The organism is Akkermansia biwaensis (assembly GCF_026072915.1).
In the GTDB taxonomy this organism is placed as follows: domain Bacteria; phylum Verrucomicrobiota; class Verrucomicrobiia; order Verrucomicrobiales; family Akkermansiaceae; genus Akkermansia; species Akkermansia biwaensis.
The window spans coordinates 2,689,719-2,715,383 of record NZ_AP025943.1; the positions used below are offsets into that span (position 1 = coordinate 2,689,719).

Sequence of the window (25,665 nt, forward strand, 5' to 3'; positions counted from 1 at the left end):
TCCTTCATTCCTCCATTCTGGACCGGAATGGGGAGAGAGTTTTTGGGTGTACGAAAAAGGTCTGGCTTTTAAAAAGCTTGAACACAAACGGATCATGATGTATGCAGCATCAAGATGACCTACTATGGAATTTTTCAGCATGGAATGATTCTTGCCGCATGCGCGGCGGTGACATATGCGGAGCCCGTTGTCCCTCGGAACATTTGCCCATGAAAAAGATGCTGGACGGACCGGCTCCGGTGACGGAAAACCTTCCTTCTTCCCGGGAGGCCTGCGACCGTTATCTCGCATCGGGCCTTTTGTCCCGGGATCCGTGCATGCTGAAAACGGCAAGGGACGGTCTGGGGATGGTTCCGGACGCCGCATGGGAGGAGGAAGGCGGATGGAAGGCCTTGAAAGTCCATCTGGACGGTTCCGTATCGTGGGTGTCTTTTGACGGCAGGGGGACGCCGGAAAACGGGGAATGGGGCTTTGGCCCGGTGGAGGTGGATCACCGTTCCGTGACGGTCTCCATCCGGGAATACGGAAATTGGAAGACGGGAACGACCAAGGTTCTTTCTGAAATGAACTACCTGTTTCACCCACGCGGAGAATGGATGAGGGAAGTGAGGAACCTCTCCTTTCCCGATGGAAGAAACTTCAATGACTGGTCGCTCTCCCATCGTCCGGACGGCCCGTTCAGGTGCAGGAATGACAACTGGGTTCTGGTAGGATGTCCGAATTATACCCTGCATTCCTGGAAAGTGGAGAATGAACGGCTGCTCTGGTGGAAAAATGAGGAAATTCCCGTTTCTGAAAAGGAGAACGAAACAAGGCAGAGCCTGGACTGGCATGGAGACGCGTCTGCCCCGGCTCCAGAAAATGCCGCCGCCGTGTATGCCACCACCATGTATTTCCCGGGTGGAGGAAGTTCTCATCCTTCCCGCAAAATCATGGAAGATATGAAGAAAAAGGAAATCGGGTGCCTTTATTACGACGCCTCCGGACATGAAACAGCCCTGCTGGTGTACCGGAACGGGAATCTGGATAAAAAACACTCCTGGTTCTTACAGCCGCGCATGGATGCCCGGGCCGTGGCGGAGAAGGAAAAAAAGGCGGGAAGTGACGAAGAAAGGCACCTGATAAAGTATCTCTACCGTTTCGCTCCGTATGCGGAAAGGGCGGAAGGACAGAAAACGGGCGGCTCCGCTTCACCGGAAGCCGGCGGCGCCCCGGTTCATTAACTTTGGGCCAGGGCGTTCCGTACCTGTTCCGTCTGCGCCGGGTCCGGAACAAGCTCCGCAAGAATGGCAGCGTCTTTTTCAAGCGCCTCAAGCTGGTCGAATTCATCCGCCGTGCGGATGCACACGTAGCGCATGCCCCACTGTTCCGCAATGGCCTTGAAGGAACGAGCGTGCGGCTGAATGAGCAATCTTTCCAGGGCTTCCGGATGTTTGTTCCCTCCCGGAAGGGCGCGGAAAATGCCGCCGCCTCCGTTGTTGACGACGCCCAGGACGCGCGTTCCGGAATCCAGTTGCGGGAGCATGGCCAGGGCATTGGAATCATACAGGGCGGTCAGGTCCCCCAGCAGGGCCCAGGCGCGGGCACACCGGGCGGAAGCGCCCAGGAACGTGGAAATCTGGCCGTCAATGCCGTTGGCGCCGCGGTTGGCGCGCACATTTTCCGTGGGCACCGCCGTCTGGGCGAAGCTGTTCCAGTAGCGCACGGGCATGGAATTGCCCAGGTAAATGCAGTCGCCGTCCGCGGCAAAGCAGGAAAAGGCGCGCACCATGGCCTGTTCGCTGTCCGGGCAGGTAATGAGCAGCTCCTCCAATTGGGCCTTGCGGCGCTTGTTCATGGCGCGCAGGCCGTTGACGTCGCCGATGGAATCCACATCCCCCAAGGCGCGCAGGACGGCGTCCAGATCCCCCGTCACCACGGAGGAAGGTCGCGCCAGTCCGGAAAAGCCGGTGCGGGTAATGGAAAACACCTCCGTAGAGGGAATATCCTCCAGGTCCCGCCAGAAGCGGGACACGGGAACGTCCCCGACTCTCAGCAGAACGGCGGGCGGATTCTGTTTCAGCAGCCGGTCCGCATCCGTCAGGGCCAGATGGTCCAGTTCCTCCCGGAGCCCGGAGGTGGCGTCTGCCACGACGGGAGCTTTCAATTCATTGGCCAGCCACAGGGCGGGGGCCTGTTCCGTGGGGTCCAGCCCGCCGAGCATCAGGACGAGGCCGTGGCGGGCCTTGAAGCGCAGGGCCTGGGCCAGGCCGGACAGGGAACCGCGGAACTTGTTCTCTTCCGGCGGTTCCGCCGGGTAAAGGTCGCAATGGCCCGGATTCCACGTGGGGTCCGGGTCCGGCAGGCACACGTTGATATGGAGGGGGGACGCGTAATCCCAGTCTTCCAGGATATCTTCCGGCAGGTCGTCCGGCGTCTGAAGATCAATCGTGGGAGCATAAATGCCGAACATGTCCGCCTGCTCGATAGCCTGTGGGGCGGCGGAACCGCGGTAGTCCGCCGGACGGTCCGCCGTGAGCAGGAGCAGGGGCCTGCGCTGGTAGTACGCTTCCACCACGGCGGGGAGCAATTCCGCCGCCGCCGTGCCGGACGTGGTCACTACGGCTGCGGGCAGCCCCATGTCCTGAATGCGCCCCAGCGCGAAAAACGCGGCGGAACGTTCGTCAAAATGAGTCCATTGCACCAAATCCTCCGCGGCGGCCAGCACCTGCAGCAGCGCCATGTTGCGCGCGCCGGGGCAGACTACCCATTCACAAATGCCGCCCAGGCAGCACTGGGCCAGCAGGGACTTGACGAAGGACGTGGAGGCGTTCACGGGACCTTAGCCTTGTTTGTTGGCCGCCTTGGCCGCTTTTTCCGCCAGCTTGGCCTTCTCCTCTTCGGAAAGGATGCGGGGGAAAACGGGAGCGGGATCGTTGATGCGGTGGCCTGCGGGAAGAACCCCCCAGGAGAGCACGGACGGCGTCAGCCCCTGGAACAGGGAATCCGCGTTCAGTTGCTCCAGAATGCGGGAGGAAGCGCCGGGAAGCACGCAGCCGATGAGATAGCCCGTCTGGGCGCAGCATTCCAGCAGGTGGCGCAGCACGCAGCCCAGCCGCGGGGCGCTGGCCTCGTCCTTGGCAAGCTGCCAGGGCTGCTGCTGTTCAATGTAGGCGTTGCAGGCGGAAACCTGGGCGTTCAGGGCCGCCAGCGCGTCGGAGACCATGTTCTCGTCCATGAATCTGGAAAACTGGACCACCGCCTGGTCCATGGTTGCGCGCAGGGCCTTGGAAGCGTCATCGTCGTATTCGCCGGGGGCGGGCAGCACGGACTCGCAATAACGGCGGGTCATGTTGATGGAGCGGTTGCACAGGTTGCCCAGATCGTTGGCCAGTTCCGTATTATACAGCATGACCAGGCGGTCTGCGTCAAAATTGGCGTCCTTTCCGGTGGTGATGTCGCGCACCAGGTAATAGCGCACGGGTTCCGGGCCGAATTCCTCCACCAGCAGGTTGGGGTCCACCACATTGCCGATGGATTTCGACATCTTCTCCCCGTTGATATTCCACCAGCCGTGCACGAGCAGGGTGGGCATCTCCTCGTCGGAAAAGCCCATGGCGTGCAGCATGGCGGGCCAGTACACGCCGTGGGCGGGCACCAGGATATCCTTGCCGATCACCTCGCAGTCGGCGGGCCAGAGTTTGGAAAATTCCGGCAGTCCGCTTCCCGGTTCCGCCAGATAGCCGGCAAAGGAAACGTAATTGATCAGGGCGTCAAACCAGACGTAGGTGACGAAATCCGGGTCAAAAGGCAATTCAATGCCCCAGGAAAGGCGTTCCTTGGGGCGGGAAATGCAGAGGTCCGCGTCGAAGGAGCGTTCGATCGCGTTGAGCACCTCCGCCTTGCGGAAGGCGGGAAGGACAAAGGAACCGCTCTTTTCCACAAACTGCTTCATCCATTCCGCCTGGTCGGCCAGGCGGAAATACCAGTTCTCTTCCTCCAATTCCACTACTTCCCCCCATTCCGGGCCGAAATTGCCGTTTTCATCCCGTTCCTTGTCCGTAAGGAACTGTTCCTGCCGGACGGAATAAAAGCCCCTGTAGGATTTTTTGTAAAGCTGTCCCTTGTCCTTCAGGCTGGTGAGAATCTTCTGCACGCACGCCTTGTGGCGCGGGTCCGTGGTGGCGGCCCAGCTGTCGTAGCTGATGCCCAGCCGTTCCCAGAGCGCCAGGAACCTGGCCGTGATATTGTCCACATGCTCCTGCGGCGTAATGCCCAGTTTCTCCGCCGTCTGCTGTACTTTCTGGCCGTGCTGGTCCACCCCGGTCAGGAAATAAACTTCCTCCCCCTTCATCCGGTGCCAGCGCGCGAGAACGTCCGCAAGGACTTTTTCATAAGCGTGCCCGATGTGGGGCGGTCCGTTGGTGTAATCAATGGCCGTGGTGATATAGTACATGCGGCAAAAGATACCCCTTTCCGTCCATTTTGCAAGCAAAGTAACGTTTTACCGGAGCGGTGTTCGTGCATCTCCGGAAGAGGGAAGCGCGGGAAAGGCGCCGGAACGGGGCCGGGAATTTTCCGGCGGCGTCCGGAATAGGGAGGCTCCGCCCCGCCTTCCGCCCGGAATTGGACCGGGAAAGGCCCGGAAGCCCTGATTCCCCGGCAAAAAACCGGACGGCTGCGGGTCGGTTTCATGGCTCCCGCTTGATGGAGGCCCTGCCGTCCGGAAACTGGGATGAGGAAATTCACGGCACTCCCGGCTGGTAAGGAATGCCGTTCACATGACGCCGACCGGATTCGCGGATCAGAAACCGCGCGACAGGTACGCTTCCTCCAGCTGGTTGAGAGCCCGGGCCAGCACGGAACGGGGGCAGCCCGCATTCAGGCGCATGAAACCCTCCCCTTCCTTGCCGAAGATAGCGCCGTTGTTCAGGGCCAGACGGGCGCCGTTCACGAAGAAATCCTCCAGTTCTTGCCGGGACAGGTTCAATTCCCGGCAGTCCAGGAACACCAGATAGGAGGCGTCTGGAAGAAGGGCCTTGATCCTGGGCATGCGGCGGCGCAATTCCGCGTCAAGGTAGCAGATGTTTTCCTGAATGTAGTCCAGCGCCTGGCGCAGCCATTCCTCTCCTCCCGGCTCCGTATAGGCGCTGATGAGCCCCGCATACGCAAAAACGTGGCCTTCCGCCATTTCCCGTCCGTTCACGAAATTCTGGTACTTCTCCAACAGGGCCGGATTTTGGCAGATCAGGTAGGAACTGGCCAGACCCGGCACGTTAAACGCCTTGCTGGCCGCCATGTATGTGACGGAATTGTTGCGGGCTTTTTCCGAGACGGTGGCAAAAACGGTGTGCCGGCGGCCGGGGAGGGTGAGGTCCGCATGAATTTCGTCGGAAATGACCAGGGTTCCGCTTTCCGCGCAAATCTCCGCCACCTGTTCCAGTTCCTCCGGGTTCCAGACCCGGCCTCCCGGATTGTGGGGATTGCACAGGATGAACATGCCGCATCCGCGCACAGCCTTCCGCATATGCTCGAAATCCATCCGGTAGCGCCCGTTTTCCAGTACCAGCGGATTGTTTACGATTTCCCGCCCGTTTTCGCGGATAATCATCGCAAAGGGATGGTACACCGGAGGCTGGATCATGATCCTGTCCCCCGGACCGGTGAAGCACTGGATGGCGCTGGAAATGCCCGGAACAATGCCGGGGGCGAACCCGATCTGGTCCGTTTCCACCTGCCAGCCGTGGCGGCGGCCCACCCAGCCCCGGATGGCCTCGAAAAAGGCGGGGGGCTTCACCGTGTAGCCCAGCAATTCGTGTTCACAGCGGCGGCGCAGGGCCTCCATGATGAACGGAGGCGTTTTGAAATCCATGTCTGCCACCCAAAGGGGCAGCAGGTCATCCCGGCCCCAGCGCGGCAGCAGGGCTTCATATTTCAGCGCGCCGGTGCCGCGGCGGTCGATGATTTCATCAAAATCGTATTGCATGGGAATAGCGCTCAAAGCTCTCAGACCGCAGGAGTGACGCCTTTTTTCAGAATAATGTTGCCGTATTTGGCGGTTTCCCCGGTGATGACCACGGCATACGCTTTTTTGGCGCGTTCGTAAAACGCGTAGCGTTCCATTTGTTTGATCTCGCCGTCGTAGTCCAGCGCCTTGCGGTATCTGGCTTCCACGGCGGGGTCCAGGGAATCGCCGGGAACCGGGGCCATCATGATCACCGGGGTGGCGTAGGCGTCCAGTTCAAAAAGGGGAATGACGGCGCCCAGCAGGGCGTCCGCATTCAGGCCGTCCGCCCTGAGAACGGTGTGGTTGAAGGTGTGGCCGGGGAAATGGGCGTCTGAAAAGACGATTTCATCTCCGTGGCCCATTTCCGCAAGAATTTTCAGCAGGGACGGGCTGATCAGGGGTGAAATATTTTTTAACATGCGCGGCAGTATAGCAAACCCGCAGAGGGGGAAGCCATCATAAAAATCAGCCAGCCGGGGACTGCCGCCAGCCGTTGAACATCAGACCCTGACCGCCTTGAAAACATCCGCGCACAGCTTTTCCATTTCCGGCATTTGCTGTTCCATGCTTTTTACCAGCGCGAGCTGGGTGCGCGCCCGGTGCAGATTGTGCCGGTCTTTTTCCGTCTTGAAATAAACGTCTCCTTCCAGATAGTCCGTCAGGAAGCGGATGCCGGTTTCCAGCGTGATCAGTTTGCCGGAGAAGGGAAGCAGGGAAACTTCCAGAGGAGTGATAAAATCTTTGGCGGTTTCCAGATAGCCTTTCACGACCGCCTCGAACATGGGCATGCGCATGAAGGTCTTTTCAAGGTCTTCCTCGTCCTCCGCCGCCGGGGAGGTCATTGTGCGCACCATGTCTCCGAAGTCGTAAAGAACGCTGCCGGGCATCACCGTATCCAGGTCAATGACGCATACGGCCCGGTCCGTTTCCGCATCCAGCATGACATTGTTGATTTTCGTGTCGTTGTGCACGATTCTGATGGGGAGTTCCCCCTTTTCCTGGAGATTCAGGAGAAGGTCCACTTCCCGTTCACGTTTCCTGATGAATTCCAGCTCCTTCCGGCAGGAGGCCAGACGGCCGGAGGAATCCTTCCGCGCCGCTTCCATCAGGCGGTCGAACCGCTTGCGGGTGTGGTGGAAAAAGGGAATGGTTTCATGGATGTCCTCCGGATTCATGTCGCACAGAAGCTGCTGAAAGGCCCCGAAGGCTTTGGCGGCTTCATAGGCCTGGCGCGGGTGTTCCGCCACATCGCACGTGTAGGTATTTTCGATGCAGTTGTAGCAGCGCCAGTATCCCGACCCGTGGAGTTTCAGGTATTTGCGCCCTCCGCGGGCGGAATACAGGTTCAGCGTCTGGCGGAAGGGAGTTTTCAGCACCCGGAGCATTTTCCACCGAATGTGGTTGGTCACCTTTTCCACATTATGCATCACATCCCTGGGGCATGGGAATACGGCGTCATTCACCCTCTGGAAAATGTAGCGGTCCGTGGTGCCGCCCTCCCGGCGGTAGGTTGCCCGGAACGTCAGGTTGATGTGGCCGCTGTTAATCGTGTCGCAATGGATAAATTCCCCGGCAATGGCGAATGCGTCACCGAGGGCGGCAACCTGTTCCTGCACGGAATGGGTATGGAAGACGGCGGACAGGGGCATGGAAAAGGGGGAAGATGGCGGGCTCCGGCGTTTCTTATGGGCCGCCGGAGCCCGCTGGAAATGACGTAAGGATGGGTCTTTAGAAGGAATAGGCTACGCCCACCCCTGCAATGAAAGTGAAATTGCGGTACACCTTGGAAGGCGTTCTCCATGGGAACCGTTCGGAGGCGCCGCGATGATTGGCAGCCATACCGCCGTTGCCCAGCCAGACTGTGCCGGCAAAGGGGGTGACGATGAGACGTTCCATGGCCTTGAAAGGAACGGCCACGGTCAGGGAAATGCCCTGCGTTCCGTTGGCATTGAGCGAATTGCGGTCAAAATACCCTGCGGTGGCGTTCCAGGTTCCGGACACAACCAGGGAGGTGGAGCGGTTGAAGTTGTATTTGTAGCCCAGCGTATTGGTGAACCACCAGCCGGACATCCAGCGGAACGTGTACTGCACGCGGCTATCCCAGAAGAAGTTTTCCAGCCCCTTGCCGAAGTCGTGATGGATGTCCAGCACGAAGCTGTGTTCTTCCGCGCGGCCGTGGTCGAAGGCCGGGAAGCCGGAGGCGTTGCCCTTGTGGATGTTGAGCGTGCCGGGAAGACCGCCGTGCACAAACTGGTAGCTCAGAGCTGCCGTGGTGGAGTCACTGAATTTGCGGCTGACGCCCAGGATAGCGGAACCTTCGTCGCAAATGCCCGTGCTGTCGTGGTCCAGGCTGTTTTGGGTCAGCCACTGGTATTTCAGTCCGGCCAGAATGGAATATTTGCTGTTCAGGTCATAGGCGCCGATGGCTTCCACGGGAACGACATGGTCACTGCCGGACTGCTGGAAAGCCAGCCCGCGGCTGACGTATTTGGTGGCATACCCCGTTCCCACGATGGCGGAGAACGGACGGGAGGATTTGTCAGCGGAATTCAGAGATCCGAGCGGAGGATTAATGTCCGCAGAAGCTATTCCGGAGAGAGAACCCATGAGGGTACATGCCGCTGTAATAATATTCTTGTATTGCATGGTTGGTGATTTGTGGAGGTGATTATATTAACGTTCTTCAATAAAGAAAGTCTTTAAGAGAAAAATATGTTTATATTTAAAATGAATGCTTGTTTAAAAGAACGACGGAAGGAGAAACGTTCCTGTTTTAACGGAAAATATTCAATGAACCATCTCCAGATTTAAAATTATAAATTATTGATTTTTAATGTGTTGTTGTTTTATTCAGAGTTGCCTGTCTTAACGGCGGACAAGACGGTGGTATACCTTGATCAGTAGCCTTTTTCCTTTTCTTTTCATGAGCTGCCACCTCGTGGGGGGCTTTCTGGTTAATTTTTTCTCTGTGGAGCGGTTGTAGTGTTCCAGAGCTTCAGGACGTTTTTTGGAAAGCGCGTCCAGAAGCCATTGCCCGGATTGTTCCATGTGGGCCTGAAGTATCTGGTTTATGGTTTCGTAATTCATCTCCAGGCTTGTCCCGTCCGGAATCCTGTCCGCATGTTCAGGCAGCATGCGGTCCCTTAAATGGAGAAGCTCCAGAAGGGAGATGAAGCGGCCGGAACCCCGCAGGGGATTGTCGATGCAGATAAATGGCTTGTTGAAAATCAATGCAAAGCAGACGCCGTGATAGGAATCTGTAATGAAATACTTGCAGTGGGCGATGTTGCCGAGCCAGTCGTTCAGCGTTGCCTCCTCCATCGTGCCGGGCAGATTGAGAAGTTCCCGGTTGTTGATCTCCTTCTTTTGAATGTCTACCATGTTCAGCAGCGGGGCTTCCAGCCTGGAAGATATGTCCAGAAGCAGTTTCCGCTTGGACTCCGTGGGGTCCAGGATGTAGGAGACGACGGAATTTCCGGCGCCTTCCGCCGGCTGCGCCAGTTTAAGCCACTGTTCCCGGCTGTGCAGGAATACGGGGTCCATGACCCAGGTGCTGTCGCAGCCGAAATACTTCCGCAGGTGGTCAACCATGCCCTGTTCCCGGACGGATATGGCGTCGAACCGTTTCAGCAGCCCGGAGATTTTCCGGAGGTAGCGCTCCGAAGGTTTGTCGTGCCGGGCCATGGACGGCCCGTAGGCGATTTTTCTCTTTTCCCCTTTCGCGAAGTCGAGGAAAAACAGGGACCCCAGGAATCCCGGATTCCAAACCTGGTCCGAGCCCACCATGAACGTGTCGAAATGGTCGTTCATGTAATACGCATGGTCCAGGTTGTGCATGGGAATGATGGAGAGCTTTTCCTGTGCCAGAAATTTTCTGAAAACCGTGCAGGCGTCCTTTTGCCGGTCGGTATAGGAAAAATCGAGCAGGGACACTTTCTTTCCCATCCGTTCCAGCGTGCGGTAGAGGGCATAGGAGGTCAGGACGGCTCCGTAATTGCAGGTCATCCACATCCCCAGCAGTCCGATGTTTGTGCATTCGGCCCCGCAATGAGCCGGAGCGGAGCCGGGGAGGGAGGAGGGGGAGGAAGAAGCGTTTTTCGGGAGAGGGTCAGCGTGCATGTTTCAGGAAATGGATCAATTTTTTCAGGGGAGCGGAAAAAAGTTCCCGTTCGGACTCGTTCAGATAGGCGCGCCAGAGAACGGCCGTGAACGCGACGGCATAACAGCAGGAGTATGCAATCAGGGAAGTCCAGCTGTCCAGTTTTATCAGGAAGGAGCCGGTGATGCCAGCCAGGAGGAGCAGGGGGACCGAATATAGCAGGGGGATGTAAACCTGCGCAAAGAATCGTTTGATGGAAAGCCCCGCCTTGCGCGAATAATAGCGGTTGATTAAAAAAATCTGGCCGAAGAACAGGGAAATGGCCGTTCCGGCAAACATACCGATGGCCCCGTAGCGCAGGGAAATCAGATATCCCAGGATAACGCACACGACGGAAGAGTAAAACAGGATGACGGCCCTTCCCTTGTGAATATTGAGCGCCTGCAGGATGGCGATGCCCGTATTCTGCGTCAGGGGGATCAGGAGGACGACCAGAACCAGGGCGGCTCCGGCCCAGACGGTGGAAATTTCCGTCCCTATGGTCTTGCCTACCCACAAGTGCAGAAAATCATGCCCGCAGCAGAGGAAGACGGCCAGAATGAGGCATAACAGGGCTGCCTGGATGCGCCCGATGCGGATCATCAGGTCCGTCAGTTGTTCCTTCGTGCTTTCCTGGGCCACCATATGCATGATTTTCGGATAAATGACTCCGGAAATGGCCGTTGACGCCGTCATGAAGTACTGGGAGAAAGAGATGCCCAGGGAAAAAACGGTCACGGCCGCCGCTCCGGAAGTCCGCGCGATGATGGGAGTGCCTGCGCGCCAATAGAACAGGTCCATGATCTGGTTGAGCAGTATCCAGAAGGAAAATTGAAACATTTCCCGGTACAGGGGCCAGTCCAGCCTGCTGAAGACAAGGCGTACCCCCAGGCAGCGGAAGGCGTAATAAAGCCCCCACAGCATGGTCCCTATCCCGGTGGATACGCCGAGTATGGTCAGGGCGATGGCCTTGAATCCCCAGCAGAGCAGGAGAACTGTCAGCCCCGCATTCAGCAGGGAAATGGACAGTTCCACAACGCCCGGCGTGACGAATTTCATGTAGGCGCTTGCGATGCCGGTCACAGGCCTCAGGGGAAAGGACAGAATGAGATTGCCCAGGGTGAGCAAATACAGTATTTCCAGCGTTTTGTGCTCTTCCCCCGTAAGGTTGGGGAAGAAATCGCCGAGGTAGAAATAGCAGACGATGCCGCATATGGCCGTGAATATGCCCAGGCAGGAAAACAGGACCATGGACTGCCCGAGGAAATGGGCCATTTGGGACGTTTCATTCCTTGCGTGGTACATGGCCACGTATTTGTTGACGGTCGCCTTGAGGCCGAAATCCGTCAGGGATAGCCAGACGATGACGGAATTGCTCAGCATGAAAATGCCGTATTCATCCTGTCCCAGGCTGGACAGGATGAAGGGAGTCAGGAAAAACTGCGTCGCAAGTCTGGTGGCGATCGATATGTAGTTGAGGAGGGCTCCTGCTTTTAATTCATTCATGGTGCGGTCAAAATCCAGAATCGGGAAGCATCAGCGGCGTTTTTGACGCAGGAATGTTCTCAAAGGGTTCTTAATGTAAAATTCCAAGAGGCTTTTCATGCTGGGCCGGAAAGATGACTTGAGCAGAAGGCGCGGCAGGGGAAAGTGTGACCGGCGCAGGAGCCTCCGCAATTGCTGGCCGGGCATGCCTTCCAGCAGTTCCTTCATGTAGGCGCGGTGCATAAGCACGGCTTGAAGGAGGCCTGCGTGAAAATCGCGGCTCCGGCGTCCTTTCAGTTTTCCGGGGGTGGAGCCTGCCAGGCTGTCAAGGACATCCAGGGATTCCAGCAATTCCTGAAAAGAAAGCCTTTCCCACACGGGCCGCGTTTTGCCCGTAACCCCGGCGCCCGACCTGTAATGATAGAGGGGGCGGGCGAGGAAGGCGATGTTATGGCAGCACGACAGATATTCCATGATGAATTTCATGTCTTCCCCTATCTTGAGGCCTGGCTGGAAGGCCAGTTGGAATTGTTCAATGATGCTTCTCCTGAATATCTTGTCCCAGACACAGAACGTAATATTTCCGGTGACGCGGCTGTCAAGCCCGTGTACGCTGACGCTGTCCGGCCCGGCGGAAAATTTGTCCGGCATGCGCCGTCCCGTTTCCCCCGTGGCGGTGTGGTGATAAAAACAGCCGCAGACTCCCAGTTCTGCATGAGTGGACTCTATCATCCGGAGCAGGCGTTCCGTCATGTCCGGTTCCGCCCAGTCATCCGGATCCAGCATTTGAATATAGGTTCCGCGGGCCAGCTTCAATCCCGTATTCCTGGCGTTGGAGACGCCTCCGTTTTTCTGGTGGACGACCTTGAATCTAGCGTCCCGGGCTGCGTATCTGTCCAGCATGGCCGGGCTTTCGTCGGAAGAGCCGTCGTCAATGCAGACGGCTTCCCAGTCCTGGAATGTCTGGGACAGCAGAGAATCCAGGCAGGTCTCCAGATACGGCGCAACGTTATGGACGGGAATGATGATGCTGACGGTTGGGATTGACATGGCCTTATTCATGAATGGAGGCTGGGGCACGGCGCGCCAAACGGCAGGCGGCCGCCTTTGCTCGGACCAGGAATGCCCTGACCGGCTGCACGGCATAGTGGCGCAGGAGGACGGATGATGTGTGAACGGGGGAGGATTTCAGGAGCAGGGGCCACCAGGGAAGGCGGGACCGGGAAAGAATGGCGCGGCGCTCCTTCCGCGGCATGCAGTTGATGATGGAGCGCATGTATTTGCGGTGGCGCAGATTCCAGTAAAGCAGGGCGGACATTCCCTGACGCCTTGCAGCGGCGGAAAAACTGAGAGGAAGGGAGGCGCACAGGGGTGTCAGTGCATCCAGGGATTGCAGCAGGCCCTGAGGAGTCATTCTTTTCCAGATCGTCTGATGGGAGCCGGTGATGCCCGCTCCGTACCGGTAATGGTAAAAGGGCCTGTTGATGAAAAGGATGGTCTGGCTGTATCCCAGATATTCCAGAATGAATTTCAGGTCTTCACCTATACCGACCCCTTCCTGGAAGCGCATGCCCTGTTCCCGGATGATGGAACTGCGGAACAGCTTGTCGCATGCGTAGGAGGTGATGCGGGTCATGGAGCGGAAGCCGAGCGGCTCCTTCCTTTTTTCCGGTCCAGACGGGGAAAACCACGGCAGGCATGTGCGCGGCTCGGGGCGGTGGAATTCATGAAAGTAGTGGCCGAAAATGACCAGGTCTCCTCCATTTTCCCGGATGGAGCCGTATAACTGTTCCAGAGCGTCCGCTTCCAGCCAGTCGTCTGAATCCACCAGAAGAAGGTAAGGCGCGCGGATATGTTCCAGTCCCCGGTTCCTGGCGTTGGAGACGCCTCCGTTTTGCTGGTGGACGACCTTGAATCTGGGGTCCATGGCCGCGCATTTGTCCAGCAGTGCCGGACTTTCGTCGGAAGAGCCGTCGTCAATGCAGATGGCCTCCCAGTCCTGGAAGGTCTGGGACAGGAGGGAATCCAGGCATTCCCCAAGATAGGGGCCTGCATTATAAACGGGAATGATGATGCTGATGCAGGGGCATTCCGGCGGCTGGGACTGAAACATGGTATTGAGATTGAACGGCAGGGAATGGAGGAATGAATAATGGGGACTTTTCCCCTTGTCACGGCTGAATGTTCAATGCCGGGAGACAGGGATGGGAACATGGAGTCGTGGGGGCCGGACTTTTCATATGCCTACGATGTACTTGCTTTTCGGAAGGAAAGTCAACAGTTTGATGGAAATGTAGCAGCAAAGATAGGTAATGACGGCCATCAGCGGGATGGCTGCATAAGGCGGAAGCGCCAGGGAGGATATTAGCGGCTGGGTAATGAAATGGATAATGAGGATGTGGGAAAGATAAATGCCGAAGGAATGTTTGGACAGTTCCGTAAACACGGGCTGAACGCGGGTGATGAACCTGGAAGCGTACTGGATGATGGTGAATATGGTGTAAACGTACACAATGGAGATGAAGCAGAGGTTGTCGTAAATGAAACCGGCCGGAAGAATGTGCAAGAAAGACCTGAGCACGAAGAGAAGGGCGCTGAATAAAAGGACGGCTGCACAGCATGTCAAAAACCTGCTTCTGCTGACGGACGTCTGGTAGCGCTTCAGATAGGTACCCAATACCATGTAGCCCAGAAAACCGCCGAAGCTGTTGAGAACAAAATAGTGACTGCCCTGGGAGTTGTAGAATCCGGGCGAAATGAGGTTGAGCAGGGGAAGAAAGGAAATGAACGTCCAAATAACCCAGATAGAACCTCATGGACGCTCTGTTGTCATCAAGGATCCATTTGGAGATGATGGGCGCGAACAGGTAGAGGCCGCAAATGACGTACATGAACCAGAATACGTCCAGTACCGGCGTAAATGGCAGCGCAAGCAGGGATTCGACGGCGGTTCTGTCTTTCGGACCGAGTCCGGCTGCGAGATAAATCAGTGACCAGATAAGAAGGGGAAACAGAACCTTGGAAAATCTTTTTTTGAAGAATTCCTTGTCGGGTATCCTGACGGGCAGAAGAATAGCACCCGATATGGTCATGAAAAGTTCGGAAGAAGGTGAGGACATCAATCCGAACAGGGAAGGCCATATTCCTGCCTGGGTCAGGCCCTCCGGGGACATGCCCGCCGCATATTCCGGATGGGAGTGGCCGAGGATGACGAGGAAGCTGGCGCAAAACCTGATGTTGTCCAGATAAAAAACGCGTTTCGTACTCATGAGGGAGGTCAGTCGAGAACCAGATCGTATTCCGTTTTCAGGAATGTTTTCATTTTTCCGGGGTCTTCCCCGCAGGCTTTTTTGATTTCCATGACCTTGGCGTCCACCAGGGTCCGGTACCACCAGCATTGCAGGAAATGCCACAGAAATCCTTCCTTTCCGTCAAGAAAGCCGAAGCGCAGGATGTAGCGGTAGCAGAAGTAGGCGAATCCGCGCCAGAAAAGGGGAAGCCGGGCGTACGTGCGTTTCATGGCCCGTTTTTTCAGCGTTTGCCCGCTCAGGGAACCGCATTGCTCTTTGGGCGAACTCAGGCCGTATTCCTGATCCAGCAATTGTGCGGCTTCCCGGATGGCGTAGCCGACGTGCTTCTGGGTCCACCAGCTCAGGTTGTTCAGGTTGTCATCCACGAAGTTGGCGTTCAGGTCCCATACGCGGCCTTTCAGAACCACCATGTGCTCGTCCATGGCGCGCACCTCGCACCTGGCTTTTCCTTTCCGGAAAATGCGGACCAGGCGGACGGGCGGCGTGCCGTGCCGGATGGGACGGCCCAGGAAATAACGGGAAAGGTCCAGAGAGAGTGCGGAGACATCCTCCTCCATGGAGGGAAGCATGCGCTCCAAATGGATTTTGGTGTCCGGCGGGAGGTATTCGTCCGCGTCCAGCCTCAGAATCCATTCCGTCCGGATCTGCAAATGATCAAGAGCCCAGTTCAGTTGCGCAGCCTGTGTGCCGGGCCATTCATGGTGGATGACATGCACGCGGTCATAGGAGGAACAGATGCGGACGGTTTCATCCGTGGAAAAACAGTCGATGACGAAAACCTCCCGTACGAGCGGAAGGATGTTTTCCAAACAGCGGCGGATATGCACCTGTTCGTTCCTGGTCAGGATGATGGCGGAGAGATCAATCATGGAGAGAACGATTTTTTATGAAGCGGGCCGGGTTGCCGCCCACGATTGTCCACGGGGCGACGTCGCGGAAAACGGCAGCCCTGGCGCCGACGACAGCTCCCTGTCCGATGCGGACTCCCATGCCGACAAAGGCGTCTGCGGCAATCCATGCCTGGTCTTCAATGAAAACGGGCGCCGTGACAAGAGGGTGCCGGGGGTGGGTAACGTCGTGGGAAGCCGTGCAGATGTAGGATTTTTGAGAGACGGTGGTATGGGAGCCGACCACGACCTTGTCGACGTTGTAGCAGTCGACGTCTCCGGCCAGACAGCTGAATTCCCCCATTTCTAGATTCCAGGGAGCCCAGATGCGCACGGATGCATGGACTACCGCCCCTTTTCCCATTTTTGCGCCGAAAAAGCGTAAAACCAGGCGGCGCCACGGCATCAGGATGCCGGGAAAGAAAGGCCGGAAGAAAAACAGGCAGGCACAGCGCCAGAGCAGCCGCTGCATTTTGTTTTTCAGTCCCAGTTTATTTTGGTATTTGGAGAGGTCCACTTGCTGAGTATTCATGACTGGTAATAGAGAAAATCCGGCTGGTCCGGCCGCTGGCGCAGGAGGTATTCGTAAAGAAGGGTCATGTTTTTTGCCACGCGGGGAGCCGTGTATTGGTCAAGCACGAGCCGTCTTCCGGCGTCTCCCATGTTTTTCAGGTCCTCCCCGCTGAGCGCTGCCGCTTCCTCAATTGTCTGCGCCAGTGTGTCCGTATCGTTGGGCCTCCACCAGCCGCAGTTGTGCAGGGACAGGTCTTCCCATGGCGTCCCGTGGGAGGCCATGACGGGAGTCCCCGCCAGCAGGGACTCCGGAACGGACATCCCGAAGTTTTCCGATTCGCTGGGGACGAACAGGGCTGTCAGGGAGGCAAGCGCCTCAAATTTGGCACGTCCTGTCAAAAACCCGGTAAAACGTACGTTCTCCAGGTGCAAGGTGCGGGCGAGATCACGCAGGTAGGAGACGTATTCGGCAGGACCGTCCCCCACAAGCACCAGTTCTCCGTCCTGCGCGGCCTTTCCGGCAACGCTCCATGCACGGATCAGGCGGTCAATATTCTTAATGGGGTGGAAGCGGCCCAGGAAGCCGATTCTGAAACGGTCATTGGGGCGGTTCAGCTCCTCTAGAAAACCGGGGACGGCCACGGGATTGGGAATGACGGCCATGGGGTTGAGAAGCCCGAGGGCGCGGCAATGTTTCATTTCCCGGAGGCATGTCACGTGGATGCAGTCGGCCCGCTCCAGGTCCCGGCGGTGCCCCAGGTTCAGCATCAGGCGTTTTTTCCACCTGCTGCGCAGAAGGGCTTCCGGATAAAGCATGCCATGCGGGGAAATGACGCAAGGCTTTCCTTTGGCGCGGGCGATGGCCGCCGTGGCATGGTTGACGTCCTGCCACAGTCCGTTGGTATGGTAGAGGTCGTACTCCGTTTCCCCATGCAGAAAGCCGCGCATGCCGCGGGAAAGGGACAGGGGGGAAACGGCATCGTTCGGAAGGGCGTGGATGAAGGAATCCTGCCCGATCATTACGTCTGACGCGTCGGCGGGGGACAGCGTGAGGATGTCCGTGCGGCAACCGTTTCCGTTCAGGGCCTTCACCAGATCGTAGGTGCAGGTGCTTGTCCCTCCGGAACGGGTGTTGAGTGATGCAATGGTATGGAGAATGTTCATGTTCCGTCTTTCAGTTCTCTGCCTTTTCCATCCACGGCGCTTCCGGCCGCTTTTCCCTTTCTCCGCGCAGGAAGCCGCAGATCTGTTCAAAATAGCGTGAGGCGGCCTCTCCGGAAATATGGTCCATGCTCCATTCGGAAATGGAGCGGCGCGTTTCAGGGGAGATTTTCCCTACGGCAATCCAGTGCCGGAGAGCTTCCCTCATGTTTTCACGGCTGGCGGCGGGGAAGGAGGCTCCCCGGACGCAGCCGTCCAGCAGGACGGAAGCTCCACAGGCGTCGGAACATAGAACCCGCATGCCGTTTTGCAGAGCTTCGTTCACGACGGTGCCCCAGCCGTCATATAAACTGGGCAGGACGAGGAGGTCGCCGGTCCGCATCCGTTCCTGAACCTCCCGGTTTGTTTTTACGCCAAGGAAATGGAATTGGGCGCAGGCAGAGGCGCGCCGCTTCACTTCCGTTTCCAAAGGCCCTCTGCCGATGATGTCCAGGCGGGAAAAACCGTCCCGGAGCGGCATAAGTTCCTCCAGCAGGGGAAGAATCCTCTTGTTGCCGTCCAGCCTGCCGACAAAAAGGAGGCGGGGGAGGCCGCTGCCGTCTTCTTCATCATTCCGTTTTTCCCCGGATGAGGCGTCATCCGGGGGGACATCAGTAAAATATCCCCAGTCAAAAATGATTCCGGGGGAGAAGAAGGCCCGTTCATAGCAGATTTTTCCCCGGGAACCGGTGGTCAGGATGGCCCGGATGCTTTTTCCGTAACGCAGGCGGTGAACGGTGTATTTCACCCGCCGCAGGAATCCCTTCCAGCCGCGCCATTCATAGGGTTCCAGATAAAGAAGGGGGCGTATTCCCTGCGTGCAGGCCAGGCGGAAGGCGCGGTAAACCATGGGAAAAGCGTCTATTCCGGAAAAGCAGTGCAGGGAATCGCGGTATTTTTCAAGAAGACGGTTGATTTGCGCGGTGCCAGGTTCTGTGACAGTTCGCACGGCCCCCATGTCCGGGAGGTCCCAGCCTTCTTCCGCGCGCTCCCTGGTGAGAGGCTGTTCCGCGACGAGGATTACCTCATGGCGCTTCGCCAGCGCTTTCAGAAAGGCTGCCTGGTGGAGGCTGATGATGTTTTGCCAGAAAATGAATGTCATGGTATTTCCAGAGGGTGCGTGTGAATCTGGTGGCGGTAGGCGGCTGCGGCTCCCAGGGAGCACCAGAAAACGGCTCCCAGGGACGCACCGGCGGCAAAGGCATAACCTTCCGTTACCATATGCAGGGAAAAGAAGACGAGGGTGGCCTGGGCCGGAGAGACAGGAGCGCCATACCGTCGCGGAAAAGGCCTTTTCAGGATATTGGTCAGGAGAATGTACATGAAGGGCAGGCCTCCCAACAGTCCTGTCATGGCGAAGATGGCTCCGTAGGAGGTGCCTGGTTCAATGACCCCCGTACGCAGGGAAACGGCATAGGAAACAATGCGCTGGGAGGCGAATCCGACTCCGTAAACGGGGGAGTCCAGAAATTCACGTTTTCTGTCGTTCCATAAAATTTCCCGGGAGGAAAAGGTTCCGCCCGATTTTTCATTGGCCTCCTGCTTGGAGATCATGCCGGAGGCAAAATGCCCCATGAGCGGATAGGCGGCTCCCGATACAAGAAGCAGGCAGACGCCTGTTTTCAGCAACTGATGCGGCTTGTCCTTCAGGAACATGAAGAATAGATAGCCCGAAGCGGCGGCCGTGGCCAGGAAGGCGCCCCGTGAGGCGGAAAGAAGAACGGAACACAGGCAGGCCAACATCATGAACAACCTGGGAAGTGACAAGGTTCCGTAAGTCATCATCTCCTTCAGCGTCCGGTACAGCAGATGAATGAAGCCGACGCCGGCCATGGGGCCCAGAAGCATGGACTGGACGGTCAGACCGCCGAAAAGCCCCGCAGTACCGGGAGAGGCCTTGTAAAAGGTGGTCATGTAGTTGATGCCTGCAAAGTAACAGAAAAAGGAGGCTACGCCGATGAAAACGCTCAGGCGCATGACCCATTCATAAAGCCGGATGCGGAATTCCTCCAATGTTGGGGAAGACAGCAGAGGACTCAGGACGATGAAGACGAGCAGGCTGTAGCATAGTCTCACCCAGGGTTGGAAAATGGGGAGCGGATTGGCCAGGATGATGCTTGCCGCGCAGGCTAGGACAAGGAAGGCCATGGGCAGGCTGATACGAAGGTTTCTCGTCAGCAGCACGACGGCTGTTCCCGCCGCGAAGGCAAGCGGATAAAGAGGGGACAAGGCGGCCAGGGGCCCCAGAATGGGTGAGGCCATGGCAATCATGAACGCAAAGGCCCAGGCGCCGTGGTTCCTGATATATTGCAGAATTTTTTTCATGGGCCGGTTTGTCCTCCGTTTCCGTTTTCCGTTCGTTCGCTTCCTGCCGGGTCGATCTGGTCCAGAAAACGGGTGATCAGGATGTTGATGTCATATTCATGGCAGACGCTCTGCGGATAGCGTTCCTTGTCAAACCGGCTGATGAGTGCGGCCAGGCCGTCATGGTCACGGGGTGCGAACAGCCATTTGTCTTTGTCTTCCGGGGGAATGTATTCCGCTCCCCCCTGACCGCAGCATGTCATGAAGGGAACGCCGCAGGCGTGCGCCTCCAACAGAACGCAGCCGAAGCCCTCAAAGAAGGAAGGCAGCACGAAGAGGTCCAGGGAATGGTAAAAGGCGGCCAGTTCGGTGTGAGGAATTTCCGTCTGAAAAGTAATGCTGCTTTCCAGGCGGTGCTCCCGCACATAGGCGCGGCATTCTTCCAGGGTGGGGCCGGTTCCGATGAATTTCAGTAAAATGCCGGAGCCCTGTTCCCGCGCGAGAAGTTGTTCCACCGCCTTGACCAGGGTGATCTGGTCCTTGAGGTCCACGAAATTCCCCACACAACCTATCGTCAGCTTTTCGTTCTTCCGCTGGCGGGGTGAGGGATGAAATTGGCCGGTGTCCACCCCATTGTACAGGATGAGCGATTTTTTGGGAGTGATGGGAGGCAGGTTCTGCACCAGGGACAGGCTGTTACGGTAGGATTCGAAATAGTCTTGGGGGTTGACGGCCGGGAATTCAAGAAGATGGCGCTCCACGAATTTGCTGATGGAAACGTGGCAGTCCATTCTGTTGAAAAGTCTGATGTTCTTCTTCGCCCGGTAGCGCGCATTGAAGGCGCAGGAGGCAAATTTGCCGTTTCTGATGGTGTAGGGATCACCGTCATGATGCTGGACCAGTGCCACGGTCTGTGGAGAGGCGGCTTTCAGGGAAAGTGCGCACGCCGCAAATACGGAGGTGTGGGCGTGCGCCACGGCGATATGGTCCGGGGAAAAACCGGCGCGCCGGAAAGCTTTCAGGAACAGGGCTGAGTTGATCCCGTTAGTCAGGCCGTTCAGGATCAGGGAAGGCATTTGGAGGAAAGGGAAAAGGCGCACCGTGATACCTTTATAATCATAGGAGGTGCGGCGGTCGAAGGGGGAGGCCGGCTTGAAAACGAGCACGTCCCGGTAGCGCCCCGTCTTTTTGATGGCCCGTACCTGGTCATAAATGAAGGGCCCCCGGAATGACGATTCCGTGGGAAAAAAGGGAGTGATGACAAGGTAATACGGCTTCATGGAATGCAGCTCCGTTATTTGATGCTCCTTTTCAGTTTTTTAAGCCGCTGGAACAGGGCTTCCCCCCATCTGCGGAGCCGGGCCGCGGCGGACGTCCCCAGCATTTTTTCCAGGTTGTTCCAGAATTCGATCTTCCATAAGTCCTTTTCCATGCGGTAGCTCCATGCCCGGTACATTTCGGAGACGATCAGGCGCAGGTCTTCCTCAGCCTGTTGTCCCTCGCGGATGTCCTCCGGGGCGGCCTCCTGTCCGGCAAGGTCGGAGAAAATGGCGTTCCAGGTCTGGAAGACGGCTTCATCATTGAAAGGCAGAAGACTTTCTCTGGCCTGCTCACTCTGGCGGGCGTACAATTCTTCGTCCAGCATGAGGGCGGCTATCCTGTCCGCCATGCCGCGCCGGTCCCCATAAGGGAGGACGGACACTCCCCGGCGGTTGTGCAGGAGTTCCAGGTAGGGAATATCATACATGACCGTGGGGATGCCGCGTGCCTTCGCCTCTGCCAGAACCAGGCAGAATGATTCCGCCTGAGAGGTCAGCAGATGGATGCCGCTTTCCGCATAAAGGGGTTCCACATCAGCCTGTTCGGGGATGAATGTCACGCTGGAGCTGATGCCCAGAGCTTTGGTTAATTGGAGGAGTTTTCCGGATTCCGCCCCGTGGCCTCCCGCCATGACCAGTCTGGCATCAGGCACGCGGGGCAATAGTTCCGCCATGATGTACAGGGCTTCTTCCGGCATTTTGGGTTCCATGGGGCGCCCAAGCCACAGCAGTGTGCGCCTGGAGCGCGGCGGAGTCGGAACAGGCGCGGAGGCCGCATGCCTGACGGGATTCTGAACGTAATGGGCGCGGCAGCCCAGAGCAGTCCAGAACCGGCGGTCTGTTCCGGAAACAACGGCTACGGCGTCGCAGAGGCGGGCGGTTTCCAGATGGGAATCATACATCCCTTCATCCCCCGTCAGGTAGAGGGGGGTAGGGAAGGAGAAATGGATATTGAGGATGGTTTTGACCGGAAGAGGGCGGAGGATGGCCGCCGTTTCCATGGCAGCGGCATAAAAGGCGCCGTGCAGAATGACCAGGGAGGGACGGTGTTCGCGGATGATTTTTTCCCACTGGTCCTTCCGGGAGGATTCCCGGCTGAGGCAGGCGAACCGGCAGTAGTTTTCCAGGGACGGGCGCAATTTGCCTACGGGTTGTTCCGTGACGAGAAGGACGTGGATTCCGTGTTTGGCAAAGATGAGGGTTTGCGCCTCCACAACGCGTTCAATGCCCCCCAGGTTTTCCAGGGAGGGGAAGTAGATGGCCAGGGTAGGGATGTTTGTCGTCATGGCTTTCATTGGGGACGTTTGCCGATCAGCCTGGGACAGCACCGGTTGAAGAAAAGGATCAGGAGGTACTCAATGCCGAGAAAGAGGATGAAAAAGCCGATTTTTCCGAATGTGTTCGTTTTAAACCAGGCGTGGTAGTACAGGCCGAAGATGGGCATGTGCGTGGCAAAGACGATCAGGGAGTTTTTCCCGTAAAAGCGCAGGGGGCGCAATAGTTTCACTCCGTCCAGGTATTTGGCGCACAAGAGGGAAAAGGCAATGAAACATGCGGAGCAAACCATTTGCCAGGCCATGTACGGGAGAAGGCGCATCCAGGGCAGAAGTCCGTAGCCGGCATTGATCAGCACGACGGGAATGATGCAGAGGAGCAGGAGAAATTTGCTGTGTCCGTTTTCAACCAGTTGCAGCAGTTTTTTACCGTACAGGGCCCCCAGCGTGAAATAAATCAGGAAATACAGGATATGGGAAAGCGGGAAAAGAGGAGTGATGGGGTTGTATTCCGGACGCGCCCACAGGAACAGGCCCGCCAGGGAGCACGCCAGGCTGGCGCCCACAGTCATGATGGGCGAAAGGAATTTTTTCAAAAACGCATAAAGGAGGGTGATGCAGAACAGGCCTATGAAGAACCAGAGCGCTCCGTTCAGAACCTGATAGGAATAAACGGCATGGGGGCCGAACAAGCTGTCCGTGAACGGACGGAAGCCGGTTTTCTGATGAAGCGCGAGGAGCAGTTCGTGCAGTTTGTACAGAAGCAGGGTGAACAGATAGAACGTGAGGAAGGGAACCAGAAGGGTTCTGGCCTTCGCCGCGATCAGTTCATGCCATGGTTTTTCCCTGAAAAAGACGCCGGAAACGAAGCAGAAGATGGGCATGTAGTACGGCAGGGTGATCCATGACGGCATGCACCCCGGGTCATATTCGTAATGGACGTGCATCAGGACCACCCAGAGGACCGAAAAGCCCTTGAGGAAGTCAAGATAGGAAATGCGCCCGGAAGCGGCATGGGGAAGGTCGGCATTCATGGCACCATCTGGTAAATGTGGTTGATTTCCCCCTCGTTTCCGTAATCGCGGGCGGCGCAGTTGCCGGAAAGTCTCCGCCTCAGTTCGGGATGGTCGATAAGCCGTGCCGCCGCCTGCGCCACTGCCTCCGCGCTCATGTCCGTGATAATGCCGTCAATGCCGTCTTCAATCTGGCTGGTGGCCGTGGGATATCTGGTGACAATGACGGGTTTCCCCAGGATTTGGGCCTCCCGGACGGAGACGGATTTTCCCTCCACATTGGAAGGCTGCACATAAATATCGCAATGGCGGAAGTAGGGATACGGATTGGCCGCGGCTCCCGCCAGAATGAAATGGTCCTGAAGGTTCAGCTTACTGATGCGCTCCCTTAAGACGGATTCCAGATGCCCTTCTCCAAGGACTGTCCATTTGATCCGGTAACCACTGTCAAGCAGGATGCGGCAGGCATCCATGGCCCGGTCATAGGCCTTTTCCTCGCAGAGACGCCCTACTGTCAGAAGTGATATGCCTTGTTCCGGGCCTGCGGGGGCGGGGAGGGAAGTTTGTGCCTGGCTTCTGATAAAGGCGGGAGACAGGATGTTTTCAATGACGCATGCCTTGGCCGCCAGGCCCGGATGGCTGCGGAGGAAGGACTGCATGGCGCTTTCAGACACCAGGACGATTTTATCCAGCCGGTTCCACATTTTTCCGTCCATGCGCATGAATGGCCTGACGCTTCCGTAGTCCGTATGATACCAGCCCAGCTTCACATCGGCTTTTACCTTGTCCGAGATGACGTCATGGAAGCCGAGGAAACTGATGCCGAGGTCATAATGCCTGTTGCTGATGTCCGGAAGCCACGGAAGCATGAGACGCTGGCAGTATTGCATGATGCCGTGTTCGTGGACCGGTCTGCCCATCATTTTATAACGGACCGCCGCCAGCAGAATGCCCAGTTTCTTCATCAGATAGAGGAAACGGTGCTTTCCATTCCGGAGGTTCAGGGGGGCGACAAGCGTCCTGTATGCGGAAATTTCCGGAAGAAGATTTACCTGGGGAGGGATCATGTCCATGAATTCCCCTTCATGGCTGAACAGGAACAGGTCTACGTCGTACTGCGTGTAGTCGATGGCGTGCAGCAACCCCAGAAGGCTGCGTTCTGCTCCTCCTATATGCATGTAGGTCATCGTGATGATGATTTTTTTCCTGGCGGGGGTCATCTGTTGCTTTTGGCGTAAAGGGTGTGGGCGCATGAAGCCAGGCGCTGGGATATCAGGGCCGCCGTCAGGAACAGCCTGTTGCTTCCCGGCAATTTCGCCAGGGCGTGCCGCCCTTCGTTCCGGTAATGGAGCAGAAGCTTCCAGACCAGGGAGCGGATGTCCTTCCTGTAATAGCCGGTTGTGCGGGTGTTCCGCAGATAGACGTCTGCCTGGACGGTTTCCCGGTCCAGAAGAAGCTGGCGGAACTGCGCGCCGTCCGGGAGGGCCCGGCAGTAGTCGCCGGTCAGGCGGACCGCCCTGTACCAGTCCTTGAAGGACCTGGCGCCCGGCGCATGGGTAAAGGCCCCGGACCGTTTGATGTAATGGTAGAGGGGCCGGTCCAGCTTGGCGACGGTACGGGCCAGCGCCGCGAGCTGGACCATGCCGACCATGTCTTCCGTGTAATGGATGTCGTGCGGAATGGAAATTTCCCGGCAAAGGCTTGTACGGATCAGTTTTCCCCAGATGAAGTATTTCTCTTCCGTCAGCAGCGCCCGTAGAAAGGTTTTTCCGTCCAGTACGTCAAAGTGGTAGTCCGTACACATCTTTCTTCCGGAACCGTCTTCCATTTCCGAGAAGTAGTCGGATACGACAATATCCGCGTCCGTTTCATGCTGGCGTCCGGCAAGCCCTTCAATTGCATCCGGTTCCAGATAATCATCCCCGTCCACATGGATGATGAATTCCCCGGAAGCCCGGTCAATGCCCGTTTTGCGGGCCATGGGCAGCCCTTCGTTCCGTTTGGCGATAACCTGGATGCGCTTGTCCTGCCGTGCCGCCTGTTCCAGGATGGCCGCGGAACCGTCCGTGGACCCGTCGTCAATGCAAATAATCTCCAGCTCTGCGTGCGTCTGGCGCACGAGAGAATCCAGGCACCGGCTGACGAGATGCTCAAGGTTGTAAACGGGAACGATGGCGGAAATCAGCATTGGAAAAAAGGCATGGACATGAAGTTTTCCGGATGAAGCAGAGGTTG

22 protein-coding genes and 1 pseudogene are annotated in these 25,665 nt (G+C 57.3%); 1 reads left to right on the top strand and 22 read right to left on the bottom strand.

What is annotated here, in order from left to right:
- Positions 1-209: 209 nt before the first annotated feature.
- Positions 210-1,223 carry a hypothetical protein gene (locus tag OQH67_RS11080; RefSeq protein WP_215433960.1) on the top strand — a complete coding sequence of 338 codons (1,014 nt, stop codon included), beginning with the start codon at positions 210-212 and terminating at the stop codon, positions 1,221-1,223.
- On the opposite strand, the gene menD is transcribed toward OQH67_RS11080, so the two are convergent.
- The 22 genes and pseudogenes from menD to OQH67_RS11185 form a co-directional block, all read right to left on the bottom strand.
- Positions 1,220-2,815, bottom strand: a complete 1,596-nt coding sequence (gene menD / locus OQH67_RS11085; RefSeq protein ID WP_215433958.1) for a 2-succinyl-5-enolpyruvyl-6-hydroxy-3-cyclohexene-1-carboxylic-acid synthase — start codon at positions 2,813-2,815, stop codon at positions 1,220-1,222. The two genes, OQH67_RS11080 and menD, sit on opposite strands and share 4 nt — an antisense overlap.
- 6 nt (positions 2,816-2,821) lie before the next feature.
- Positions 2,822-4,435 (bottom strand): methionine--tRNA ligase, encoded by a 1,614-nt coding sequence (metG, locus tag OQH67_RS11090; RefSeq protein WP_215433956.1) that lies wholly within the window; start codon positions 4,433-4,435, stop codon positions 2,822-2,824.
- Positions 4,436-4,783: 348 nt separating this feature from the next.
- The gene (locus tag OQH67_RS11095; protein WP_215433954.1) at positions 4,784-5,965 is read right to left on the bottom strand and encodes a MalY/PatB family protein; all 1,182 of its coding nucleotides are present in this window, start codon (positions 5,963-5,965) and stop codon (positions 4,784-4,786) included.
- Positions 5,966-5,985: 20 nt separating this feature from the next.
- The gene (fucU, locus tag OQH67_RS11100; RefSeq protein WP_215433952.1) at positions 5,986-6,405 is read right to left on the bottom strand and encodes an L-fucose mutarotase; all 420 of its coding nucleotides are present in this window, start codon (positions 6,403-6,405) and stop codon (positions 5,986-5,988) included.
- 81 nt (positions 6,406-6,486) lie between these two features.
- Positions 6,487-7,635, bottom strand: coding sequence for a phosphotransferase enzyme family protein (locus tag OQH67_RS11105; protein WP_215433950.1), 1,149 nt, complete (start codon positions 7,633-7,635; stop codon positions 6,487-6,489).
- 79 nt (positions 7,636-7,714) lie between these two features.
- Positions 7,715-8,593 (bottom strand): hypothetical protein, encoded by an 879-nt coding sequence (locus tag OQH67_RS11110; protein ID WP_215433948.1) that lies wholly within the window; start codon positions 8,591-8,593, stop codon positions 7,715-7,717.
- Between the two features lie 258 nt (positions 8,594-8,851).
- Positions 8,852-10,105: a polysaccharide pyruvyl transferase family protein gene (locus OQH67_RS11115; RefSeq protein ID WP_215433947.1), complete on the bottom strand. Its 1,254-nt coding sequence runs from the start codon at positions 10,103-10,105 to the stop codon at positions 8,852-8,854.
- Complete coding sequence (locus OQH67_RS11120) at positions 10,095-11,630, bottom strand: lipopolysaccharide biosynthesis protein (protein ID WP_215433946.1); 1,536 nt, start codon at positions 11,628-11,630, stop codon at positions 10,095-10,097. Before OQH67_RS11120 ends, OQH67_RS11115 begins: the two co-directional genes overlap by 11 nt.
- A 30-nt stretch (positions 11,631-11,660) precedes the next feature.
- Positions 11,661-12,659: a glycosyltransferase family 2 protein gene (locus tag OQH67_RS11125; RefSeq protein ID WP_215433945.1), complete on the bottom strand. Its 999-nt coding sequence runs from the start codon at positions 12,657-12,659 to the stop codon at positions 11,661-11,663.
- 4 nt (positions 12,660-12,663) lie between these two features.
- On the bottom strand, positions 12,664-13,722 hold the full coding sequence (locus tag OQH67_RS11130; protein WP_215433944.1) for a glycosyltransferase family 2 protein: 1,059 nt from the start codon (positions 13,720-13,722) through the stop codon (positions 12,664-12,666).
- A 123-nt stretch (positions 13,723-13,845) separates the two neighbouring features.
- The gene (locus OQH67_RS13100; protein ID WP_336296852.1) at positions 13,846-14,415 is read right to left on the bottom strand and encodes an acyltransferase family protein; all 570 of its coding nucleotides are present in this window, start codon (positions 14,413-14,415) and stop codon (positions 13,846-13,848) included.
- A 40-nt stretch (positions 14,416-14,455) separates the two neighbouring features.
- Positions 14,456-14,878 (bottom strand): annotated as a pseudogene (locus OQH67_RS13180) (acyltransferase family protein); the annotation flags it as partial.
- An 8-nt stretch (positions 14,879-14,886) separates the two neighbouring features.
- A complete protein-coding gene (locus OQH67_RS11140; protein ID WP_215433941.1) occupies positions 14,887-15,789 on the bottom strand; it encodes a glycosyltransferase family 2 protein in 903 nt (300 codons plus the stop codon).
- On the bottom strand, positions 15,782-16,339 hold the full coding sequence (locus OQH67_RS11145) for an LbetaH domain-containing protein (protein WP_067573569.1): 558 nt from the start codon (positions 16,337-16,339) through the stop codon (positions 15,782-15,784). The genes OQH67_RS11140 and OQH67_RS11145 overlap by 8 nt, the downstream gene beginning before the upstream one ends.
- Positions 16,336-17,484, bottom strand: a complete 1,149-nt coding sequence (locus OQH67_RS11150) for a glycosyltransferase (RefSeq protein WP_215433939.1) — start codon at positions 17,482-17,484, stop codon at positions 16,336-16,338. Before OQH67_RS11150 ends, OQH67_RS11145 begins: the two co-directional genes overlap by 4 nt.
- Positions 17,485-17,494: 10 nt before the next feature.
- Positions 17,495-18,622, bottom strand: coding sequence for a glycosyltransferase (locus OQH67_RS11155; RefSeq protein WP_215433933.1), 1,128 nt, complete (start codon positions 18,620-18,622; stop codon positions 17,495-17,497).
- Complete coding sequence (locus OQH67_RS11160; RefSeq protein ID WP_215433931.1) at positions 18,619-19,845, bottom strand: O-antigen ligase family protein; 1,227 nt, start codon at positions 19,843-19,845, stop codon at positions 18,619-18,621. Before OQH67_RS11160 ends, OQH67_RS11155 begins: the two co-directional genes overlap by 4 nt.
- Positions 19,842-21,104: a glycosyltransferase gene (locus OQH67_RS11165; RefSeq protein WP_215433929.1), complete on the bottom strand. Its 1,263-nt coding sequence runs from the start codon at positions 21,102-21,104 to the stop codon at positions 19,842-19,844. The genes OQH67_RS11160 and OQH67_RS11165 overlap by 4 nt, the downstream gene beginning before the upstream one ends.
- Positions 21,105-21,118: 14 nt before the next feature.
- Positions 21,119-22,429, bottom strand: coding sequence for a glycosyltransferase family 4 protein (locus tag OQH67_RS11170; protein ID WP_215433927.1), 1,311 nt, complete (start codon positions 22,427-22,429; stop codon positions 21,119-21,121).
- Positions 22,430-22,434: 5 nt separating this feature from the next.
- Complete coding sequence (locus tag OQH67_RS11175) at positions 22,435-23,451, bottom strand: acyltransferase family protein (protein ID WP_215433925.1); 1,017 nt, start codon at positions 23,449-23,451, stop codon at positions 22,435-22,437.
- The gene (locus tag OQH67_RS11180) at positions 23,448-24,650 is read right to left on the bottom strand and encodes a glycosyltransferase (protein ID WP_215433923.1); all 1,203 of its coding nucleotides are present in this window, start codon (positions 24,648-24,650) and stop codon (positions 23,448-23,450) included. Before OQH67_RS11180 ends, OQH67_RS11175 begins: the two co-directional genes overlap by 4 nt.
- On the bottom strand, positions 24,647-25,618 hold the full coding sequence (locus tag OQH67_RS11185) for a glycosyltransferase family 2 protein (protein WP_215433921.1): 972 nt from the start codon (positions 25,616-25,618) through the stop codon (positions 24,647-24,649). The genes OQH67_RS11180 and OQH67_RS11185 overlap by 4 nt, the downstream gene beginning before the upstream one ends.
- Positions 25,619-25,665 lie beyond the last annotated feature (47 nt).

Coding starts and splice junctions, on each gene's coding strand:
- OQH67_RS11080 (WP_215433960.1), top strand. CDS start 210: ATGAAAAAGATGCTGGACGGACCGGCTCCGGTGACGGAAAACCTTCCT.
- metG (WP_215433956.1), bottom strand. CDS start 4,435: ATGTACTATATCACCACGGCCATTGATTACACCAACGGACCGCCCCAC.
- OQH67_RS11095 (WP_215433954.1), bottom strand. CDS start 5,965: ATGCAATACGATTTTGATGAAATCATCGACCGCCGCGGCACCGGCGCG.
- fucU (WP_215433952.1), bottom strand. CDS start 6,405: ATGTTAAAAAATATTTCACCCCTGATCAGCCCGTCCCTGCTGAAAATT.
- OQH67_RS11105 (WP_215433950.1), bottom strand. CDS start 7,635: ATGCCCCTGTCCGCCGTCTTCCATACCCATTCCGTGCAGGAACAGGTT.
- OQH67_RS11110 (WP_215433948.1), bottom strand. CDS start 8,593: ATGGGTTCTCTCTCCGGAATAGCTTCTGCGGACATTAATCCTCCGCTC.
- OQH67_RS11115 (WP_215433947.1), bottom strand. CDS start 10,105: ATGCACGCTGACCCTCTCCCGAAAAACGCTTCTTCCTCCCCCTCCTCC.
- OQH67_RS11120 (WP_215433946.1), bottom strand. CDS start 11,630: ATGAATGAATTAAAAGCAGGAGCCCTCCTCAACTACATATCGATCGCC.
- OQH67_RS11125 (WP_215433945.1), bottom strand. CDS start 12,659: ATGTCAATCCCAACCGTCAGCATCATCATTCCCGTCCATAACGTTGCG.
- OQH67_RS11130 (WP_215433944.1), bottom strand. CDS start 13,722: ATGTTTCAGTCCCAGCCGCCGGAATGCCCCTGCATCAGCATCATCATT.
- OQH67_RS11140 (WP_215433941.1), bottom strand. CDS start 15,789: ATGATTGATCTCTCCGCCATCATCCTGACCAGGAACGAACAGGTGCAT.
- OQH67_RS11145 (WP_067573569.1), bottom strand. CDS start 16,339: ATGAATACTCAGCAAGTGGACCTCTCCAAATACCAAAATAAACTGGGA.
- OQH67_RS11150 (WP_215433939.1), bottom strand. CDS start 17,484: ATGAACATTCTCCATACCATTGCATCACTCAACACCCGTTCCGGAGGG.
- OQH67_RS11155 (WP_215433933.1), bottom strand. CDS start 18,622: ATGACATTCATTTTCTGGCAAAACATCATCAGCCTCCACCAGGCAGCC.
- OQH67_RS11160 (WP_215433931.1), bottom strand. CDS start 19,845: ATGAAAAAAATTCTGCAATATATCAGGAACCACGGCGCCTGGGCCTTT.
- OQH67_RS11165 (WP_215433929.1), bottom strand. CDS start 21,104: ATGAAGCCGTATTACCTTGTCATCACTCCCTTTTTTCCCACGGAATCG.
- OQH67_RS11170 (WP_215433927.1), bottom strand. CDS start 22,429: ATGACGACAAACATCCCTACCCTGGCCATCTACTTCCCCTCCCTGGAA.
- OQH67_RS11175 (WP_215433925.1), bottom strand. CDS start 23,451: ATGAATGCCGACCTTCCCCATGCCGCTTCCGGGCGCATTTCCTATCTT.
- OQH67_RS11180 (WP_215433923.1), bottom strand. CDS start 24,650: ATGACCCCCGCCAGGAAAAAAATCATCATCACGATGACCTACATGCAT.
- OQH67_RS11185 (WP_215433921.1), bottom strand. CDS start 25,618: ATGCTGATTTCCGCCATCGTTCCCGTTTACAACCTTGAGCATCTCGTC.